Source organism: Ruegeria sp. CDSA141, from assembly GCF_059612005.1.
On the sequence record NZ_JBXWPT010000001.1, the window covers coordinates 767,085 to 784,986 of the forward strand.

15 protein-coding genes are annotated in these 17,902 nt (G+C 57.2%); 11 read left to right on the forward strand and 4 right to left on the reverse strand.

Going from position 1 to position 17,902, the window contains the following annotated elements; translation table 11 throughout:
- Positions 1-8: 8 nt before the first annotated feature.
- The 7 genes from hisD to AC2FLP_RS03875 are packed head-to-tail and all read left to right on the forward strand — an operon-like array spanning position 9 to position 5,694.
- Positions 9-1,316, forward strand: coding sequence for a histidinol dehydrogenase (gene hisD / locus AC2FLP_RS03845; protein ID WP_496680621.1), 1,308 nt, complete (start codon positions 9-11; stop codon positions 1,314-1,316).
- Positions 1,309-2,070, forward strand: a complete 762-nt coding sequence (locus AC2FLP_RS03850) for an SDR family NAD(P)-dependent oxidoreductase (protein ID WP_299893555.1) — start codon at positions 1,309-1,311, stop codon at positions 2,068-2,070. Before hisD ends, AC2FLP_RS03850 begins: the two co-directional genes overlap by 8 nt.
- Positions 2,067-3,047: a zinc-dependent alcohol dehydrogenase gene (locus tag AC2FLP_RS03855; RefSeq protein ID WP_299893553.1), complete on the forward strand. Its 981-nt coding sequence runs from the start codon at positions 2,067-2,069 to the stop codon at positions 3,045-3,047. Before AC2FLP_RS03850 ends, AC2FLP_RS03855 begins: the two co-directional genes overlap by 4 nt.
- Positions 3,048-3,070: 23 nt before the next feature.
- Positions 3,071-3,481: a universal stress protein gene (locus AC2FLP_RS03860; protein ID WP_299893551.1), complete on the forward strand. Its 411-nt coding sequence runs from the start codon at positions 3,071-3,073 to the stop codon at positions 3,479-3,481.
- 49 nt (positions 3,482-3,530) lie between these two features.
- A complete protein-coding gene (gene comD / locus AC2FLP_RS03865) occupies positions 3,531-4,037 on the forward strand; it encodes a sulfopyruvate decarboxylase subunit alpha (RefSeq protein WP_299893549.1) in 507 nt (168 codons plus the stop codon).
- Positions 4,034-4,588 (forward strand): sulfopyruvate decarboxylase subunit beta, encoded by a 555-nt coding sequence (gene comE, locus AC2FLP_RS03870; RefSeq protein WP_496680616.1) that lies wholly within the window; start codon positions 4,034-4,036, stop codon positions 4,586-4,588. Before comD ends, comE begins: the two co-directional genes overlap by 4 nt.
- Positions 4,588-5,694: an alpha-hydroxy acid oxidase gene (locus AC2FLP_RS03875; protein ID WP_496680613.1), complete on the forward strand. Its 1,107-nt coding sequence runs from the start codon at positions 4,588-4,590 to the stop codon at positions 5,692-5,694. The genes comE and AC2FLP_RS03875 overlap by 1 nt, the downstream gene beginning before the upstream one ends.
- Before the next feature lie 53 nt (positions 5,695-5,747).
- Here the strand turns inward: AC2FLP_RS03875 and AC2FLP_RS03880 are convergent, their stop codons facing one another.
- Positions 5,748-7,793, reverse strand: a complete 2,046-nt coding sequence (locus AC2FLP_RS03880) for an ASKHA domain-containing protein (protein ID WP_496681579.1) — start codon at positions 7,791-7,793, stop codon at positions 5,748-5,750.
- A 217-nt stretch (positions 7,794-8,010) separates the two neighbouring features.
- Between AC2FLP_RS03880 and guaB the strand changes: the two genes are divergently transcribed.
- From guaB to AC2FLP_RS03895, 3 genes are all read left to right on the forward strand, one after another.
- Positions 8,011-9,459, forward strand: a complete 1,449-nt coding sequence (guaB, locus tag AC2FLP_RS03885) for an IMP dehydrogenase (protein WP_117868911.1) — start codon at positions 8,011-8,013, stop codon at positions 9,457-9,459.
- A 93-nt stretch (positions 9,460-9,552) separates the two neighbouring features.
- Positions 9,553-10,710: an RsmB/NOP family class I SAM-dependent RNA methyltransferase gene (locus tag AC2FLP_RS03890; RefSeq protein ID WP_496680611.1), complete on the forward strand. Its 1,158-nt coding sequence runs from the start codon at positions 9,553-9,555 to the stop codon at positions 10,708-10,710.
- Positions 10,711-10,819: 109 nt separating this feature from the next.
- Positions 10,820-13,111 (forward strand): ATP-binding protein, encoded by a 2,292-nt coding sequence (locus AC2FLP_RS03895; RefSeq protein WP_496680609.1) that lies wholly within the window; start codon positions 10,820-10,822, stop codon positions 13,109-13,111.
- A 5-nt stretch (positions 13,112-13,116) separates the two neighbouring features.
- Here the strand turns inward: AC2FLP_RS03895 and AC2FLP_RS03900 are convergent, their stop codons facing one another.
- The gene (locus tag AC2FLP_RS03900; RefSeq protein WP_496680606.1) at positions 13,117-13,710 is read right to left on the reverse strand and encodes a gamma-glutamyl kinase; all 594 of its coding nucleotides are present in this window, start codon (positions 13,708-13,710) and stop codon (positions 13,117-13,119) included.
- A 192-nt stretch (positions 13,711-13,902) separates the two neighbouring features.
- Here AC2FLP_RS03900 and recA point away from each other — a divergent pair, with 192 nt between their 5' ends.
- On the forward strand, positions 13,903-14,970 hold the full coding sequence (recA, locus tag AC2FLP_RS03905; RefSeq protein ID WP_117868914.1) for a recombinase RecA: 1,068 nt from the start codon (positions 13,903-13,905) through the stop codon (positions 14,968-14,970).
- A gap of 250 nt (positions 14,971-15,220) precedes the next feature.
- Here the strand turns inward: recA and AC2FLP_RS03910 are convergent, their stop codons facing one another.
- Both AC2FLP_RS03910 and AC2FLP_RS03915 read right to left on the reverse strand, forming a co-directional pair.
- Positions 15,221-16,066, reverse strand: coding sequence for a hypothetical protein (locus AC2FLP_RS03910; protein WP_299893536.1), 846 nt, complete (start codon positions 16,064-16,066; stop codon positions 15,221-15,223).
- A gap of 76 nt (positions 16,067-16,142) precedes the next feature.
- Positions 16,143-17,789, reverse strand: coding sequence for an arylsulfatase (locus AC2FLP_RS03915; RefSeq protein WP_496680604.1), 1,647 nt, complete (start codon positions 17,787-17,789; stop codon positions 16,143-16,145).
- Between the last annotated feature and the right edge of the window lie 113 nt (positions 17,790-17,902).

Sequence of the window (17,902 nt, forward strand, 5' to 3'; positions counted from 1 at the left end):
TGCTGAACATGCCTCGTGAATATTTGAAAAAGGCGACTTTAACCGCTCAATCACATGCCTCGGAGGTGCATGATACGGTCAAGACCATCCTTGCCGATATCGAGGCCGGTGGCGATGCCAAGGCGCTGGAATATGCCGTCAAGTTCGACAAGTTCGAAGGAAATGTCCTGATGACGCAGGACGAGATTGATGCAGCCATCGCGCTGGTGCCCGAAAAGCTGAAGGCCGATATCCGGTTTGCCCATGACAACGTTCGGCGCTTTGCGGAAACGCAGAAGGCAACCGTGTCGGACGTACAGATGGAGATCGTTCCCGGTTTCGTTGCGGGGCAAAAGGCGATCCCGGTGGATGCGGCAGGATGCTACGTTCCCGGTGGGCGATACAGCCATATCGCCAGCGCTATTATGACAGTGACAACGGCCAAGGTCGCTGGGTGCCGTCATATCACCGCCTGTTCTCCTCCGCGACCGGGCGAGGGTGTTGCGCCTGCTATTGTCTATGCCGCGCATATTTGCGGAGCCGACAGCATTCTGGCCATGGGCGGTGTACAGGGCGTGGCCGCCATGACCTATGGCCTTTTCGGACTGCCGCGCGCCAATATCCTCGTGGGGCCGGGCAACCAGTTCGTGGCCGAGGCCAAACGCATTCTCTACGGCAAGGTTGGTATCGACATGATCGCGGGTCCGACCGACAGCCTGATCCTAGCCGACAGTTCCGCGGACGCCCATGTGGTGGCAACCGATCTGGTCAGTCAGGCCGAACACGGGTACAACTCGCCCGTCTGGCTGGTGACGGACGATCGCGACCTTGCACAGAAAGTGATGGGGTTGGTTCCGGTTTTGATCAACGATCTGCCAGAACTGAACCGGGAAAATGCCTCGGCCGCGTGGCGCGACTATGCCGAAGTCATTGTCTGTTCCGACCGTGAAGAGATGGCCGCCTGTTCCGATGAATATGCACCAGAGCACCTGACGGTTCAGGCCGAGGATCTGGATTGGTGGCTGGATCGCTTGACGTGTTATGGCTCGCTGTTTTTGGGCGAAGAGACAACAGTTTCATACGGAGACAAGGCAACCGGGACGAACCATGTTCTGCCAACGTCAGGTGCGGCCAGCTATACCGGTGGTTTGAGCGTTCACAAATACATGAAGATCGTCACCTGGCAGCGGGCCACGCGTGAAGGATCGAAATCCATCGCCGAAGCCACCGCACGGATTTCCCGACTGGAAGGTATGGAAGGTCATGCCCGTGCGGCGGATGTGCGTCTGGCCAAGTATTTCCCTGATGAACAGTTCGATTTGACCGCTGATGGATGACCCGCGCGTTTTGTTTGACCTGACGGGCCGGGTGGCTTGTATTACCGGCGCCAGTTCGGGGCTGGGGCGGCAGGTGGCGCGGACGCTTGCCGCAGCCGGCGCGAATGTTGTCGGCGTGGCCCGGCGCGGCGACGCCCTGGCGCAGATGCAGGCCGAGATCGGCGACAGCGCAGAAGCGGTGATCGCCGATGTTTCGGATCGTGACGGAATGGGCGAGCTGGTGCAGACGATCAACTCGAAGTTTGGAGCACCGGACATCATTGTACATGCGGCTGGGGTCAACACACGCGAGGCTGCCGACGATGTTACTCCTGAAGGATGGGATACCACGCTTTCCCTGAACCTCAGCGCGCCGTTTTTCCTCAGTCAGGCCATGGTGCCCGAGATGAAAAAGAAGGGGTGGGGGCGTATCGTCAATTTTGCCTCGCTGCAAACAACGCGCGCGTTTCCGGGCGGAATTGCATATGGGGCCGCCAAGGCCGGGATCGGACAACTGACCCGGGCGATGGCCGAGGCATGGTCGCCCTTCGGCATTACCGCCAATGCGATTGGTCCGGGTTTCTTTCCCACCGAACTGACGCAGGCCGTATTCGACGACCCCGAACGCGCAGAGCGGAACGCCGCACAAACCTGCATTGGGCGCAATGGACAGATGCAGGACATCAATGGGCCGATTCTGTTTTTGTGCTCAAAAGCGTCCGACTACGTCACTGGGCAGGTTCTTATGGTTGATGGAGGGTTCACGGCCAAATGAAGGCGCTGGTTTATCAAGGTGTGGAACAGATGGTGTTCGGTGATGTGCCGGATGCCCAACCGGGGGCTTCGGAACACCTTATCCGGGTCGAGGCGGTCGGCATCTGCGGGTCGGACATGCACGCCTATCTGGGCCATGATGCGCGTCGTCCGGCGCCCCTGATCCTTGGGCACGAGGCAGCTGGTGTGATTGTTGACGGGAAACGCGCCGGTGATCGTGTGACAATCAACCCGCTGGTCAGCTGCGGTCAATGCGCGGCCTGCCTTGCTGGTCGTGAAAACCTGTGCCCGGATCGCCAGATCATCTCGATGCCGCCGCGTGAAGGGGCGTTTGCTCAATATGTCACCATGCCTGCCAGCAATCTTGTCGAAGTACCGCAAGGTATTTCGTTTGCGAAAGCTGCGCTGGCTGAACCTTTGGCGGTAAGCTGGCATACTGCCCGGCTAGGGATCGCGGCTCTGCATCCAGCGATGGACCGTCGCGCATTGGTGATCGGCGGTGGGGCCATCGGCCTTGCGGCGGCCTTGGCCTTGCGAGCAATGGGCGTCGACGATGTTACCATCGCGGAACCAAATGAGCTGCGTCGGAACTACTTGGCGAAAATCGAAAGTTTTGCGTTGGAGGGTTCAGCCAAAGGGACTTACCCGTTGGTCATAGACGCTGTGGGATATGCCGTGACGCGGTCAGTTGCCTCGGCCCTGGCCGTGCCGGGGGGCGTGATCGCGCATGTTGGTTTGGGTGAAGATACCGGTGGTCTGGACATTCGTCGGATGACCTTACAGGAAATCACATTCATCGGGACTTACACATACACCGCCAAAGACTTTCGCCAGACGGCTCAGGCTATCTTTGACGGGCGGCTGGGGGCTCTGGATTGGATTGAAGAACGAGCCCTGGCCGACGGCGCGCAAGCGTTTTGCGATATCCGATCTGGCGCTGTGGCCGCACCCAAGATTATCCTTAGGCCCTGGGTATAGAACTGACAGAACTGGAGACCTTCATGTACACAAAAATACTGGTCCCGTTAGCTTTGGATCACGGCATATCGCAACACACGCTGGAAATCGCGCGGGCCTTGTCAGGTAAGGGCGCGGAAATAATTGCGCTGCACGTCTACGAGATGCCTCAGGGATCGGTCAGCGCCTATCTGGACAAATCCGTTGTCGCTGAAGGCTTCGAACGGGCCCGTTTGCAATTGCTGCAAAAAGTCGAAGGGCTTGATGGGGTGACGTCCGAGATTGTCAAAGGCCATACCGCGCGCTCTATCATCGACTACGCCAGAAGCAACAATGTCGACTGTATCGTAATCGGCTCGCACAAGCCGGACCTGAGCGACTACTTCCTGGGATCGACCGCCTCGCGCGTCGTCCGCCACGCCCCCTGTGCCGTGCACGTGCACCGAAGGGCCTGAATTCATCAATCGCGCGTCTAGCGCCCCAAACAGGACCAAAAGCTGGATCATGAACATAGACAAAAAGATCACCGACGATCTGGTGGCGAACGATATCTCGTTTGTCACCACTGTCCCGTGCAAGCAATTGGCAGGTGTCATCGCGGAAATCGATGAGCGTGATGGCATCTATCACATCCCGTCCAACAAGGAAGACGAAGGGATGGGCCTGTGCGCCGGGGCGTGGATGGGCGGCAAGCGTCCCGCGATCATCATGCAGAACACCGCGATCGGGGTCACGATCAACACGCTGGCGACGCTGATCCAGTATTACCGGATGCCGCTGCCGATGCTGATCTCGTACCGGGGCGAGCTGCGCGAACCCATTGCCTGCCAGGTCGAGATGGCCGTTCACACCAAGGCGCTGTTGTCTCAGTTGAACATCCCGACCTACCACTTCCACCATCAGGCGGATGTCGAGGAGCTCGACGCGATCCTGAAATACACATTCATGTGCAACAAGCCGGTCGCCATCCTGACCGACGCCAATTTCTGGGGAGGCTATGGCGACCAATGATCCGTTCTGAAATTCTGAAGGAAATCGCTCCGATCCTGCGGTCTCAACTGGTGGTCTGCAATATCGGCATCCCCAGCCAGGAACTGCATGCCATCGACGACCAGCCAACCAACTTCTACATGCTTGGCACCATGGGGCTGGCGTCTTCGATCGGTCTTGGGCTGGCGCTGTCGCAGCCGAAACCGGTGATCGTGATCGACGGGGATGGCTCGATCCTGACCAATTTGGGCACCCTGCCGACCATCGCAAACAACGTGGCTGACAACTATATCCTGCTGATTGTTGACAATGGCTCTTACGGCTCCACCGGGGATCAACCGACCTATGCGGGGCAGAAGACCTCGCTGGCCAAGATGGCCGAGGCCGCCGGGTGTGAGCGCGTGATCGAATGCGCCGCCGAAGACACCGGACGTGTGCTGCAAGAGGCGCTGGATGCCAAACAGATGACCATCATCGTCAGCAAGTGCGAAAGCGGCAATGCCAAGATGCCGCCGATCACGATGGATCCGGTCGTCATCCGCGACCGATTCATGAAGGCCGTTCAGGCCTGATGGGCGCAAGCGCCATCCATTGCGCCGAGGACGCCCGCCGCCTGGCGCGGCGGCGTCTTCCGTGGATGGTGTTCGACTATATTGATGGTGCGGCCGGGGTCGAGGTGGGTGCCGGTCGCAATCGGTCCGCTTTGGATGCAATGACCTTGCACCCGCGTATCTTGCGAGACGTTAGCGAAAGATCTCTTGCAAGTTCCTTGTTCGACCGGCCCGCGAGACGCCCGTTCGGTATCGCTCCGATGGGCATGTGCAATTTGTCCGCGCCGGGTGCCGACTTGATGCTGGCCCGCATCGCCGCACGCCATGAAGTGCCGCTCGGGGTTTCGACTGTCGCCTCGACCGCGATGGAGGATCTGATCGTCGAAGCTGAAGGCCATGCCTGGTTCCAGCTGTACTTCAGCGGCGATGGCAGCGGCACGTTCAAGCTTGTCGATCGCGCCAAGGCAGCGGGGTACGAGACACTGGTTTTGACCGTGGATGTGCCCGAGGTTGGCCGACGCCCGCGCGAACTGCGCCATGGGTTCAAGATGCCCTTCAAAATGGGTCCCAAGCAGGTGATGGATTTTGCCTTGCACCCTCGGTGGTCCTTGCCGGTCCTGCTGAAAGGCAAGCCGGAAATGGCGAATTTCCACATGGATGGCTACGATTTCGACCGGACCGAAAGTCGCGCCAAGGCCACGTGGGAGACATTGGCCCGCCTGCGCGATCAGTGGGCCGGGAAGCTGGTGGTCAAAGGCGTATTGGATGCAGGCGACGCGCAAAGGCTCAAGTCAGCAGGCGTGGACGCCATTCAGGTCTCAAGCCATGGTGCACGCCAGTTGGAAAGTGCGCCCGCGCCGATCACGGTTCTGCCCGAGATCCGCAAGGCCGTGGGTCCGGATTACCCGCTTTTCTACGACAGTGGACTACGTTCTGGTGAAGACGCTCTCAAGGCACTTTCGAATGGGGCGGACTTCACCTTTTTCGGCCGCATCCTTCAGTTTGCAATTGCGGCCGAAGGCGAAGAGGGCCTCGAGCAGCTATGGTCGATACTCAGCGAAGAAATGAGCATCGCCATGGCCCAGCTTGGCGTCACGTCGCTGGACGAGGTGCAAACATCGATCTGACATATGTGGGGCGAACGACCCAAGGAGTGCCCACAGGTCGTTCTGCTACTGGTTCATCCGCGCCGCCTGCGACGCCGTCCGCCACCTGCTTCGGTCTCGCCGCCGGTGTTGAAGCTTGGGTTGGGCAGTGTGACAACTTGGGCCAGTTCCGGGAACGGATCCGTCTTGTGCGGGATCGCATTGGCGGCCACGAAGTGATCCTGAAACTTCGGCTCAATGGCGGTTTCGATCTTGGTGATCTCGCGCACGACGCGTTCGATCTCGGCGCGCGATCCGATATTGCACAGTGCAATCCGCGCGCCGGTACCTGCGGCGTTGCCCGCGCTCGAGACTTTCTCCAGCGGCGCATCTGGTATCATTCCCAGCACCATGGCGTGTTTGGTCGAGATATGCGCGCCGAACGCACCGGCCAGAACCACGCGATCCACCTTTTCGACATTCATTTCGTCCATCAGCAGGCGTGCACCTGCGTACAAGGCAGATTTCGCAAGCTGGATAGCACGGATGTCACCCTGCGTGACCGTGATGCGGGGGCCACCATCGGCGCTGGCATCGTGGATCAGGTAGGCGTGTGTGCGACCTTCAGGCACGCAACGGGCAGTGCCGGTCTGTTCCGCTGATCCGATCAGGCCGCCTTCGTCCAGCAGGCCTGCGATACGCATCTCGGCCACTGCCTCGATGATTCCGGATCCGCAGATGCCCGTGATCCCGGTTGTGGCGATCTCCTGATCAAAGCCTTTTTCGTCCGACCACTTCTCGGACCCGATGACGCGGAACCTGGGTTCCTTGGTGACAGGGTCGATCTCGATTCTCTCGATTGCGCCGGGCGCAGCGCGCTGGCCAGAACTGATCTGAGCACCTTCGAAGGCAGGCCCGGTGGGCGAGGAACAGGCGAGCACGCGGCTGGTATTGCCCAGCAGGATTTCGGCGTTGGTGCCGACGTCGACGATCAGAACCAGATCTTCGGACTTGCCGGGTTCTTCGGACAGGGCAACCGCCGCGCAATCTGCGCCCACATGGCCCGCGATACAGGGCAGGATGTAGACCTGCGCGCGTGGATTCATGGTTTTCAGATCCATCTCGCGCGCGGGCAGCGACATGCTTTCCGACGTTGCCAGCGCAAACGGCGCCTGACCCAGTTCCACCGGGTCCAGCCCCAGCAGCAAGTGATGCATGACCGGGTTGCAGACGAACACCGTTTCCACGATCAGAGAGGTGTCAATGCCTGCCTCTTCGGCAATCGATGTGGCCAGGTCGTTGATCGCCTCGCGCACTGCCTTGGTCATTTCCCGATCGCCGCCGGGGTTCATCATGGAATACGAAACGCGGCTCATCAGGTCTTCACCAAAGCGGATCTGTGGATTCATGAGGCCAGAGGAAGCCTTGACCTCGCCGGTTTCCAGATCGGTCAGATGTGCGGCGATTGTGGTCGAGCCAAGGTCGATGGCCAGACCATACAGCCCGCCTTCATGCAGGCCGGGCCAGATTTCGACGATACGCGCCACGCTGTCCTTGTGACCTTTGTGAACCGCCACGGTGACTTCCCATTTACCCTTGCGCAGCACCGGTTGAAGTTTGGACATCAACGTCAGGTCCGCCGTGACGGCTTCGATGTCCCACTGCTCGCGCAACGCCCGCTCCAGCCGTTCCAGATCGCCGGTGGGCGAGTGCATGTCGGGCTCTTCCACCACAACGAAATAAAGGCGTGTGGCCGGGTCCATCGTGATGGCGCGTGCGGCGGCCGCCTTGCGAACGACCTGACGATGTACCTGGCTTTCCGGCGGTACGTCGATCACCACGTCGCCCTGAACAGAGGCCTGGCAGCCCAGACGGCGGCCCGGTTTCAAACCGCGCTTGTCGTCATAACGCTGTTCAACCGCGTTCCATGCGCTCAGCGCGCCCTCGGACACCGTGACGCCGTGCTTGGGAAATTCGCCATAGCTGGGTGTGATCTGGCACTTTGAACAGATGCCGCGGCCCCCACAGACCGAATCCAGATCCACCCCCAATTGACGGGCTGCCGTCAGAATAGGGGTGCCGACGGGGAAGTGCCCACGTTTTCCGGACGGGGTGAAGACGACAAGAGGGTCGGTGGTCATCAGTGACATACCTTTTCATATTCGCGCGTGTTCCGGGCAAGATATGGGTTTGAGCGCAAAGGGAAAGGGCTATCAGCGGCACGATCTGAACAACGAGCGTCGTTTTCTTCGACTGCTTCGGCAACCAGAGCCACAGAGTTGCCCCCAAGGGCTTTCCCTTTGGTTCAATCCATGTAATAGGGTCACCGCCAAACGGGCTTTTGCATGGGGTATTCAAATGCAGATTCGTGAGGCACTCACCTTTGACGACGTTCTCCTGGTTCCGGGCGCATCTTCTGTGCTTCCGGCAACGGCAGATACCACTACGCGTGTGACGCGCGAGATCACCATGAACATCCCATTGCTGAGTTCGGCCATGGACACCGTGACCGAGGCGCGCATGGCCATTGCCATGGCACAGGCGGGGGGTATCGGTGTCGTTCACAAGAACCTTTCGGTGGATGAACAGGCGCGCGAAGTCCGCCGGGTCAAACGGTTTGAATCCGGTATTGTCTATAATCCCGTGACGTTGCGGGTGGACCAGACATTGGCCGACGCCAACGCGCTGGTGCAGCGCTATAACTTCACCGGTTTTCCGGTCGTGGACGAGCAGGGCCGCGTGGTGGGTATTCTGACCAACCGCGACATGCGCTTTGCAAATTCGGACGATACGCCGGTGCACGCGATGATGACTTCGGAAAATCTGGCGATGCTGCAGGAACCTGCCGATCTGGAAGAAGCCAAAAGCCTGATGCGGGCTCGTCGGATCGAAAAGCTGCTGGTTGTGGATGGTGGCGGTAAGCTGACTGGTCTTCTGACGCTGAAAGATACAGAGCAGGCTGTTTTGAACCCAACCGCGTGCAAGGACCGTCTGGGTCGCTTGCGGGTTGCTGCCGCGACGTCGGTCGGCGATGCCGGTTTCGAACGGTCCGAGCAATTGGTGGATTCGGGTGTCGACATCATCGTCGTTGATACCGCTCATGGTCATTCTCAGGGCGTGCTGGACGCTGTGAGGCGGGTTAAAACCCTGTCGAACGAGGTTCAGATCATTGCCGGAAACGTGGCGACCGGCGAGGCAACCAAAGCGTTGATCGATGCGGGCGCCGACGCGATCAAGGTGGGTATTGGTCCGGGCTCGATCTGTACCACTCGGATGGTGGCAGGCGTTGGTGTTCCTCAGCTGACGGCGATTGGCGATTGTGCGGCAGCAGCGGGCGATGTTCCGGTCATTGCTGATGGTGGCATCAAGTTCTCGGGTGACTTTGCAAAAGCGATTGCAGCCGGTGCATCCTGTGCCATGGTCGGGTCGATGATTGCAGGCACCGACGAAAGCCCGGGTGAGGTGATCCTGTATCAGGGTCGTTCGTTCAAATCCTATCGCGGGATGGGCAGTCTGGGCGCAATGGCGCGCGGATCCGCGGATCGCTATTTCCAGAAGGACGCGGCCAATGACAAACTGGTGCCCGAAGGCATCGAAGGGCAGGTGCCCTACAAAGGCTCTGCCAGTGCCGTGATCCACCAGCTTGTTGGCGGCTTGCGTGCTGCGATGGGTTACACGGGCTGCGCAACTGTTGAAGAGATGCGCAAGAACTGCAACTTCGTGAAGATCACGGGCGCGGGTCTAAAAGAAAGCCACGTGCATGATGTACAGATTACACGTGAGAGCCCGAACTACCGGGTAATGTAAGTCATTGAACAAGATACACGGCACCCACGACCGGGTGTCGTGCTGTCAATTGGATCGGCCCATCGAGGCCTGTTTCTGCCGAGGTATTTCGCGATGACGCCCGCTGCCCGAGTTCAGGCCTCGATTGAAATTCTAGATGACATCCTGTCTGGCGCACCGGTGGAAAAAGCTCTGACAGGCTGGGCGCGGCGCAGTCGCTTTGCCGGATCCAAGGATCGAGCGGCCATTCGCGATCACGTATTCGACGCGTTGCGACGCCAGCGCTCGTACGCGGCGTTGGGAGGGTCCGATACCGGACGCGGTTTGATGATCGGTGCGACGCGTGCGTCAGGCGGTGATCTGGCCGAGTTGTTCACCGGCAATCGTCACGCTCCGATGCCGGTTCAGGAAACGGAAACGGCGCGGGATTTCGCGTCCGAAGCCGAGAAATATGACATTCCGGAGTGGCTTTGGCCTCGGTTTGCTGCCTCTCTGAACGACGCTTTGGTTCCTTGTGCAATGTCTTTGCAGAACCGGGCACCCGTTCATTTACGGGTCAACTTCCATAAAACCGATCCGAACGATGCCATCGAAGCCTTGAAGTCCGAGGGTATTGTCGCCCATCCGGTTCAGATTTGCCGCACTGCCCTTAAAGTGACAGAAGGGGCCCGGCGCATTGCCCAAAGCCAGGCTTATGCCCGGGGCCTGATCGAGCTTCAGGACGCCGCAAGCCAGGCTGTTGTGGCCTCGCTGGATCTGCGGCCGGGAATGCGTGTTCTAGATTATTGCGCGGGTGGCGGTGGCAAGGCGCTGGCTCTGGCAGCATACGAGGGCGTTGAGGTGTTCGCGCATGATGTGAATCCTGGCCGAATGAAAGACATCCCGACCCGGGCAGAGCGAGCAGGAGCAAAGATAACCACCCTGAACACCGCTGCACTTTCGGGTCTTGATCCGTTTGATGTGGTTTTGGTGGATGCTCCGTGCTCTGGCAGTGGATCCTGGCGACGGGCACCAGCCGGGAAATGGGCGTTGACCGAGGAACGGCTGCGGGAACTCACGATCATTCAGGCTCGTGTTTTATCTGACATAGCGCCTTTGGTGCGACCGGGCGGCCTGTTGGCTTACGCAACTTGTTCGGTTCTGATGGACGAAAACGGTTCGATCATAGCCGATTTTCTGGAACGCCATTTCGGGTGGAGAGAAACCTACCGGAAGGCGTGGCGCGTAACACACGAATCTGATGGGTTCTTCACGTCGCACTTGACGCGCTAAGTTTTCGGGAAATAACAACCTAGGGTAGACGGTCGCATTTCGAACACCGTTAAGCGGGTATTAACCAATTTTGGCCGTTATAGCCGATAACTTTGCGCCCGAGCCGTTTATGTCTGACACAGCAGAATTTTTCAGTGACCCTTCCCTTGTCCAAACGCCCTCTGCCTCTCGTCTTTGGTCGTTGGTGGGGTTGGCATTATTGATCAGTTTCGCACCTGTGGTCGGGCTGCTGCCACCGGATTGGACCATGGGCATGATGGTCGCGGGAATGTCCGTTCTGTTCGTAACGTTGTGCGTCGTGATCAAGGGTCAGGTTGCTGCCAGGCAAGCGCAACAAGCCACTGCCGTAATGGCCGCCTTTGTGGAACAGGAAGAATCACCTTTCCTGATCGCCAATGCCTATGGCGACATTCTGGCGTCCAACACACCAGCACGAAACCAGTTTGGGGCGGCAAAAGGAGCCAGCCTTGCATGCTGCCTCGGATCAACTTTCCCAAACCCTCAGGTGGTTTTGTTGAGGTTGCAATCTCAGGCCCGATCACTCGGGCGGGCTAAGGAAGACTACTGGATCAGGGGAAACACGAACAGTGTAACTGTGCTTCAATTGGCCCCCGACATTTTTTGCTGGCGGTTTCACCAGTCAGACCATGGAAGCTGGCAGTCGATCAATTTGCCGGTTCTGACAATAGGATGCGCGAATGATGTGGTGTGTCCAAATCCGGCGGCAAAAAGGTTGCTTGGGTCCCGTCCCGGTGGTGTTCGCGACATCTTCTGTGATGCTGACCCACAGATCGGAGCTTCGAACATAATCAAGTCACTGGACGGGATGATTCAGGTTGCTGTGACTGAACTTTCCCGTACCAGCAAAGAGCGAAGCCTTGGTTTGGTGCCGCTCATCCAGACTCCGGCACCCGGGGCCAGTTCGTCTTTTGCAGACCTTCCGGTTCCGGTTCTTACTCTTTCTCCCGAGGGGGCCATTCTGAATGCCAACAGGTTGGCGAATAAGCTGCTGGGAAACGAAAACCTCGAAGGCACCAATATCACTTATATCATGCGGGGCCTGGGGCGCCCCATTCTGGACTGGCTTGCGCGCACAGCCTCGGAAGAAGAAGCCCAACGTTCTGAGTTTCTTCAGTTGACCAGAAAAGACAAAGAGATCTTTGTGCAGGTCACGTTGAGCCGTGTTGTTGTTGATGGCAAGATTTCTCTGATTGCGGTTCTGAATGATGCGACCGAGTTGAAAACTCTGGAAGCTCAATTCGTTCAAGGGCAGAAAATGCAAGCTGTGGGCCAGCTGGCTGGCGGGGTTGCACATGATTTCAACAACCTGCTGACAGCCATTTCCGGGCACTGCGATCTGCTATTGTTGCGCCACGATCAGAATGACCCGGACTACGGGGATCTGGTGCAGATCAATCAGAACGCCAACCGGGCCGCTGCGTTGGTCAGCCAGCTTCTCGCATTCTCGCGCAAACAGACCCTCAGGCCCGAAGTTCTGGATTTGCGGGACACGATCTCGGACCTAATTCACTTGTTGAACCGGTTGGTTGGCGAGAAAGTTCAACTGACTCTCAGCCATGATCCAGTATTAAAGCCGGTTCGGGCGGACAAACGGCAGTTGGAACAGGTGCTGATGAACCTGGTCGTCAACGCGCGCGACGCCATGCCGGACGGGGGCGAAATACGTATCGAGACCGAGGTGTTGAACCTGACGCAACCGCTCAGTCGCGACAGGGCAACCGTAAAGCCTGGGGAGTACGTTACGGTCAGGGTCGTGGACAGCGGTGTAGGGATACCTTGCGACAAACTGCAAAAGGTTTTCGAACCCTTCTACACGACAAAGCGCACGGGTGAGGGCACGGGACTCGGGCTTTCGACGGCCTACGGCATCGTCAAGCAGACAGGCGGTTTCATCTTTGTAGACAGCGCTGTGGATCGAGGCACCGAATTCACGGTATTCCTGCCGGTTTGTGCCACGGTGGCAGAAGCTGAGCAGAACTCTCCGGCTCAACCCGAAGCACAAAGTGCGCGCCAAGGAGAAGGCGTGGTACTTCTGGTTGAAGACGAAGCTCCGGTCCGCGCCTTCGCGACCCGGGCCTTGCGGCTTAAAGGCTATACCGTGCTGGAGGCGGATTCGGCCGAGGAAGCATTGCGCCTTCTGGAGGATTCGACTTTGAACGTTGATGTATTTGTAACGGATGTGGTCATGCCCGGCATGGATGGGCCGACCTGGGTGCGGAAAGCTCGGGAAACACGCCCGGATGCCCGTGTGGTCTTCGTATCGGGTTATACCGAAGGCGCGTTTGGGGATTCAGGGCCCGAAATCGCCAATTCGACCTTCCTGCCCAAGCCGTTTTCACTCAACCAGTTGACCGAAGCGGTTTTTCAGCAGCTGAATTGATCTTCTTACAAGGCTGCGTCGTGGAGCGCGAATTCCTCTGCGTGCCTTCTTCGAAATCTCTGCAGAGTCTCAGGCGTCAGTGTCAGGTCACCCGATGGTGATACATTCTCATGTGGCAGGTCGATTTGTACATTCAGACGCGCTTGCAAGAAGTCGAGAATTTTGCCCTGATGCTCGTATTTGAAGATATGAGTGGCGCCTCGACCATTGCTGCGGGTACGGAAAAACTGGCTTTGGCTGCCAACATCGGCAAAATCTGGGCGCGGATTTGTCATATAGGCCTGCACGAACGCGTCAAAATTCATGTCTCCGGTTGAATGGGCGTGGCCGGCCAGGTCTGCGCGACTGCGAAATCGATACCAGCTACCCAGCCAGTCTACGGGTTCGCGAACTACAGCCATGATTTCCATCTCGGTATCGTACATCTTCAGAAAAATATTCTGGAAAAACCGATCATATCTGCGCACCGGAGCGTGCTTTAGCTCTGGCGGGTGCGTGACGACAAGGTCAGCGCGATCCCTCAACGCCTTGTGATACGCCGTGCTGCCGGTTTTAGGAACAGCAAGGAAGGCAAGGCGTTCCTCAAAGAAAACAAGCATTTAATTGCTCCAACTGTCACACGGCTATGCGCGCAGATTGTCGTAAACGACTCCTTAACACAATTGCAGAAGACTAAATCCTGTAAGTTTTTATTGAAATGTTCACTTTTTGGTCCCATAAAGAACAAGAGGCGAACAAAGCAGCGATTGCCGCCCGATCAAGGGTGTGACAAAAGGGAAGGCGACAGGATAATGGCGGATCTTCTGACAATGAGCGACAAGAAAAACGCAGACAAGCAAAAGGCGCTCGACAGTGCGCTGGCCCAGATCGAACGGCAGTTCGGCAAAGGCTCGATCATGAAGCTGGGCGAAGGTGCCACGCAGGATATCGAAGCGAGCTCGACCGGCTCGCTCGGGTTGGATATTGCGTTGGGAATTGGCGGCCTGCCGATGGGGCGGATTGTCGAGATTTACGGCCCGGAGAGCTCGGGCAAGACGACTCTGACGCTGCATTGTATCGCGGAACAACAAAAACGCGGCGGCGTCTGTGCCTTTGTTGATGCCGAACACGCGCTGGATCCGCAATATGCCCGCAAGCTGGGCGTTGATCTGGACGAACTTCTGATCTCGCAGCCCGATACCGGTGAGCAGGCGCTGGAAATCACCGATACGCTTGTGCGTTCTGGTGCGGTCAACATGGTCGTGGTCGATTCGGTTGCGGCGCTGACACCGAAATCCGAACTGGAAGGCGACATGGGGGACAGCAGTGTTGGCGTACAGGCCCGTCTGATGAGTCAGGCGATGCGGAAGCTGACGGGTTCGATCAGCCGCTCAAACTGCATGGTCATTTTCATCAACCAGATCAGGATGAAAATCGGCGTGATGTTTGGCAGCCCCGAGACAACGACTGGCGGTAATGCACTGAAATTCTACAGTTCGGTCCGTCTGGACATCCGCCGCATCGGCGCGATCAAGGACCGGGATGAAGTCGTCGGCAACCAGACCCGCGTCAAGGTTGTGAAGAACAAGGTTGCGCCACCCTTCAAGCAGGTGGAATTCGACATCATGTATGGTGAAGGCATCAGCAAGATGGGCGAACTTCTGGATCTGGGTGTCAAAGCCGGTGTGGTCGAAAAGTCTGGATCGTGGTTCAGTTACGGTGACGAGAGGATCGGGCAGGGTCGTGAGAACGCTAAACAATACCTGCGTGACAACAGCCGCATAGCGTTGGACATCGAAGACAAGATTCGTGCGGCTCATGGGCTGGACTTTGACATGCCGCCGAGTGCCGCCGAGGATGATGACATCCTCGAAGCCTAACAGCCGCTGACCGGAGGCTGGGTTGTTTCCGGTTTTGCATTGAGAAGACGATAAAAGAGGCGGCCCGTCGGGCCAAGGCCCTATAGGTAAATCTTGAAAGAGGCTGAGAGTTCAGCCTCTTTTTCTTTTTTGCTCCGATTGAGACGATGGAAAACTGACACTAACTAACAGGCATTGGATTTTGGTGCAGTGAAAGACCTCACAACGCGAGAGCGACCGACATGGAGGTAGTTGGAAAAAGGCATTACCTTCAAAATTGAGTATTGAAGCCAGCAAAGATCTGCCATTTTGCCTGCCCTGGCCCTTTGCTCGCAACTGAGTACTGCGGTTCGACAAAGACGTTGTAGGTGATGTCCTTCTTTTTGAAAACTTGCCCTATACCCAATCCGATTGGCACATTATAGCTGTCCGATTCAAAATCGTAGGTCATTATTGGCGCGGACCTTAGGTATGTCCCTCCACCGAGTTGGTAGAACAGAAAAGGTTGAAAAGCTCCGATATTTACATCCTTTGCATCATTGTCTCCGGCAAAACTGGCTTGCCAAGTCAGAAGGTAACCGTATTGGAATATCGGTGACGACGCGTTGAACAATACGTTCGCGATACCGGCTGACCATTTTTTAGATCCGGACCCATCCGTCGAACCTGTTGGCGCGGTTAATTGAGGACCAACACCAAAGCTAACAGCCGGATTTCCAATATCTATAAGGTAAGCGGCAAAAACGTTGAGGTCACCAACGCCCGTCGTTTTCCCACTTTGTGCCGGGAATGAATTTAAAGGCAAAGAGGCCCTCAGAACCCAATTTGTGTTCCCCAAGCTCAAAGGTTGCGCATACCTGAGCCAAAACTGATTGCCAGTTTGGTCCGTTCCGGAAATATCGCCAATATAATAGTTCTGAACGTTGACCGCTTTGAAATTTGCAAGCGGATTATTCGCCTGAGCTGCTGTTGAGGCCGCGTCGTTCTCCTGTGCAACCACAGGATTACCTGTTGCAGTAGATACTCCCAGAAAAACGAAAAGGCTAAAGAAGAACCTGGCAAGGAAATTCCGGGTCGAAGTTACATTTGTACCTGAAGCCTTCAGATTGGTCTGCACCTTGCTACTCCTTGACCCACTCGACTGTGTCATCGAAGTGTCGAGGCGTCGCATGGCGACGCCCCAACCATTTGCATCAATTCCCGGTTGGAAGGCTCAGCGAGAACCCGTCTTTTTCCAGCTGGTCCCGGACGTTCTGGAAACGCTGGTAACCAGTGAGCGTGATCGGACCTGCATAGGATTCGCTCTGTACAGGGCGCGGCGGGAATTCGATGTAGGTTTTTACCAGTCGATCAAGCTCACCGGCCAGTGTCGGCAACGTCCAGGTGTTCTCACGCCCGGTGGTCATGAAGATGTCATAGCGCTCCATCGGATCCTCCCACGGGTTGAACACCTGCGGCACAGTTGCGATGTATTTCTCTGCACCACGCCATCCTAGTTCGGCCGCCGGGGATTCGGAGCCGGCCCGCGCGCCGTTGTAGCCACGCATGTTGAAGACAGCCTTCCATTCGTTAACACGTATGGCACCTGGTGTGAGCTCGTTTTCGGTGAAGTACGCCCAAGAGTATCGCTGCGGATCAGCCTCTCCGAACAGAACCGGCGCCATGTCGATGCTGTCAAAGATTGTGGGCTGACCTTCCCGGTCTTCGGTTGGCAGTGGCACTCCAGCAAGGCTGGCAAAAGTGGCCATCAAGTCAGTGCCACCGGTAATGTCGCTCGACTTCGAATCCGGCGCAATTTTTCCTGTCCATTTGGCGAAGAACGGTACGCGGTACGCTCCTTCCCGGTCGGTTCCCTTAGTGCCGCGAAACGGTGTCATGCCGGCATCAGGATGCACGTCCTGCCACGCGCCATTATCGACAGTGTAAATGATCAGGGTGTTTTCCCCAATTCCGAGATCTTCCACCTTGTCGAGGATTTGACCAGTGTGAAAGTCAAGCTCGACCACCTTGTCGCCATACTTGTTCTTTACTGCCGACTTGCCCACAAAATCAGGCGACGGCAGGTTGGGCTGGTGGTTCGCAGCCCAGTTGATAGACATGAAGAACGGCTGGTCCAGGCCAGCAAGACGCTCCAGTTCCGCCACCGCCTTTTCTGCACCGATCTTGTCCAGCGCAGCCAGATCAGCGGTTGTCATGTCTTCAATGGTCAGCACTTCTTTGGCGGGTTCTCCAGCTACACCTTCGAAGACACCAGTGGTGTTCTCTTTGTAAAATGCCCGCTGATCATCGGACATCTGCACATTCCAGTCGTCCAGAGCATATGTGTACGCGTTCAGGTGATACAGGAATGTGTTCTCCATCTTGTCGTAGCCATGGGCAATTGGCATGGCGTATTCTGCTTCACCGAGATGCCACTTACCCATGAAGTAAGTGTTGTAGTCAGCCTGCTTCAAAACAGACGCAATCGTCCATTCTGCCGCCGGCAAACCACCACCTTGCCCCTGAAAAGCGACCGTCGTCATGCCCGAGCGGTTCGGGTAACGCCCAGTCTGCATTGCTGCACGCCCCGGCGTGCAAGAGGATTGAGCGTAGAAGTCCGTGAACATCATCCCCTGCTTGGCCATTTGATCAAGGTTGGGGGTGTCCATGCCACGCGCTGCGCCACCATGATATGCGCCAAGATCCCAATACCCGGTATCATCTGATACGATCAGAATGATGTTCGGCTTGCTGCCGTAGGTCGATAGCGATGTCGGATCGAAATCCTGAGCCGTTGCGGAGATCGCAAAGGTACAAAAGAAAGCAGCCAAAGGCGTGGCAACTTGGCGACGTTTAATCATGTTTGTCTCCTCTTCGGGAAAAGAATCAAAGTTAAGAAATTGCGCCCTTTTAACGGTCTATATACCGTGCAGGACACAACGCTCCTTGGGCTATTCCGAATAGCTTCCTATTC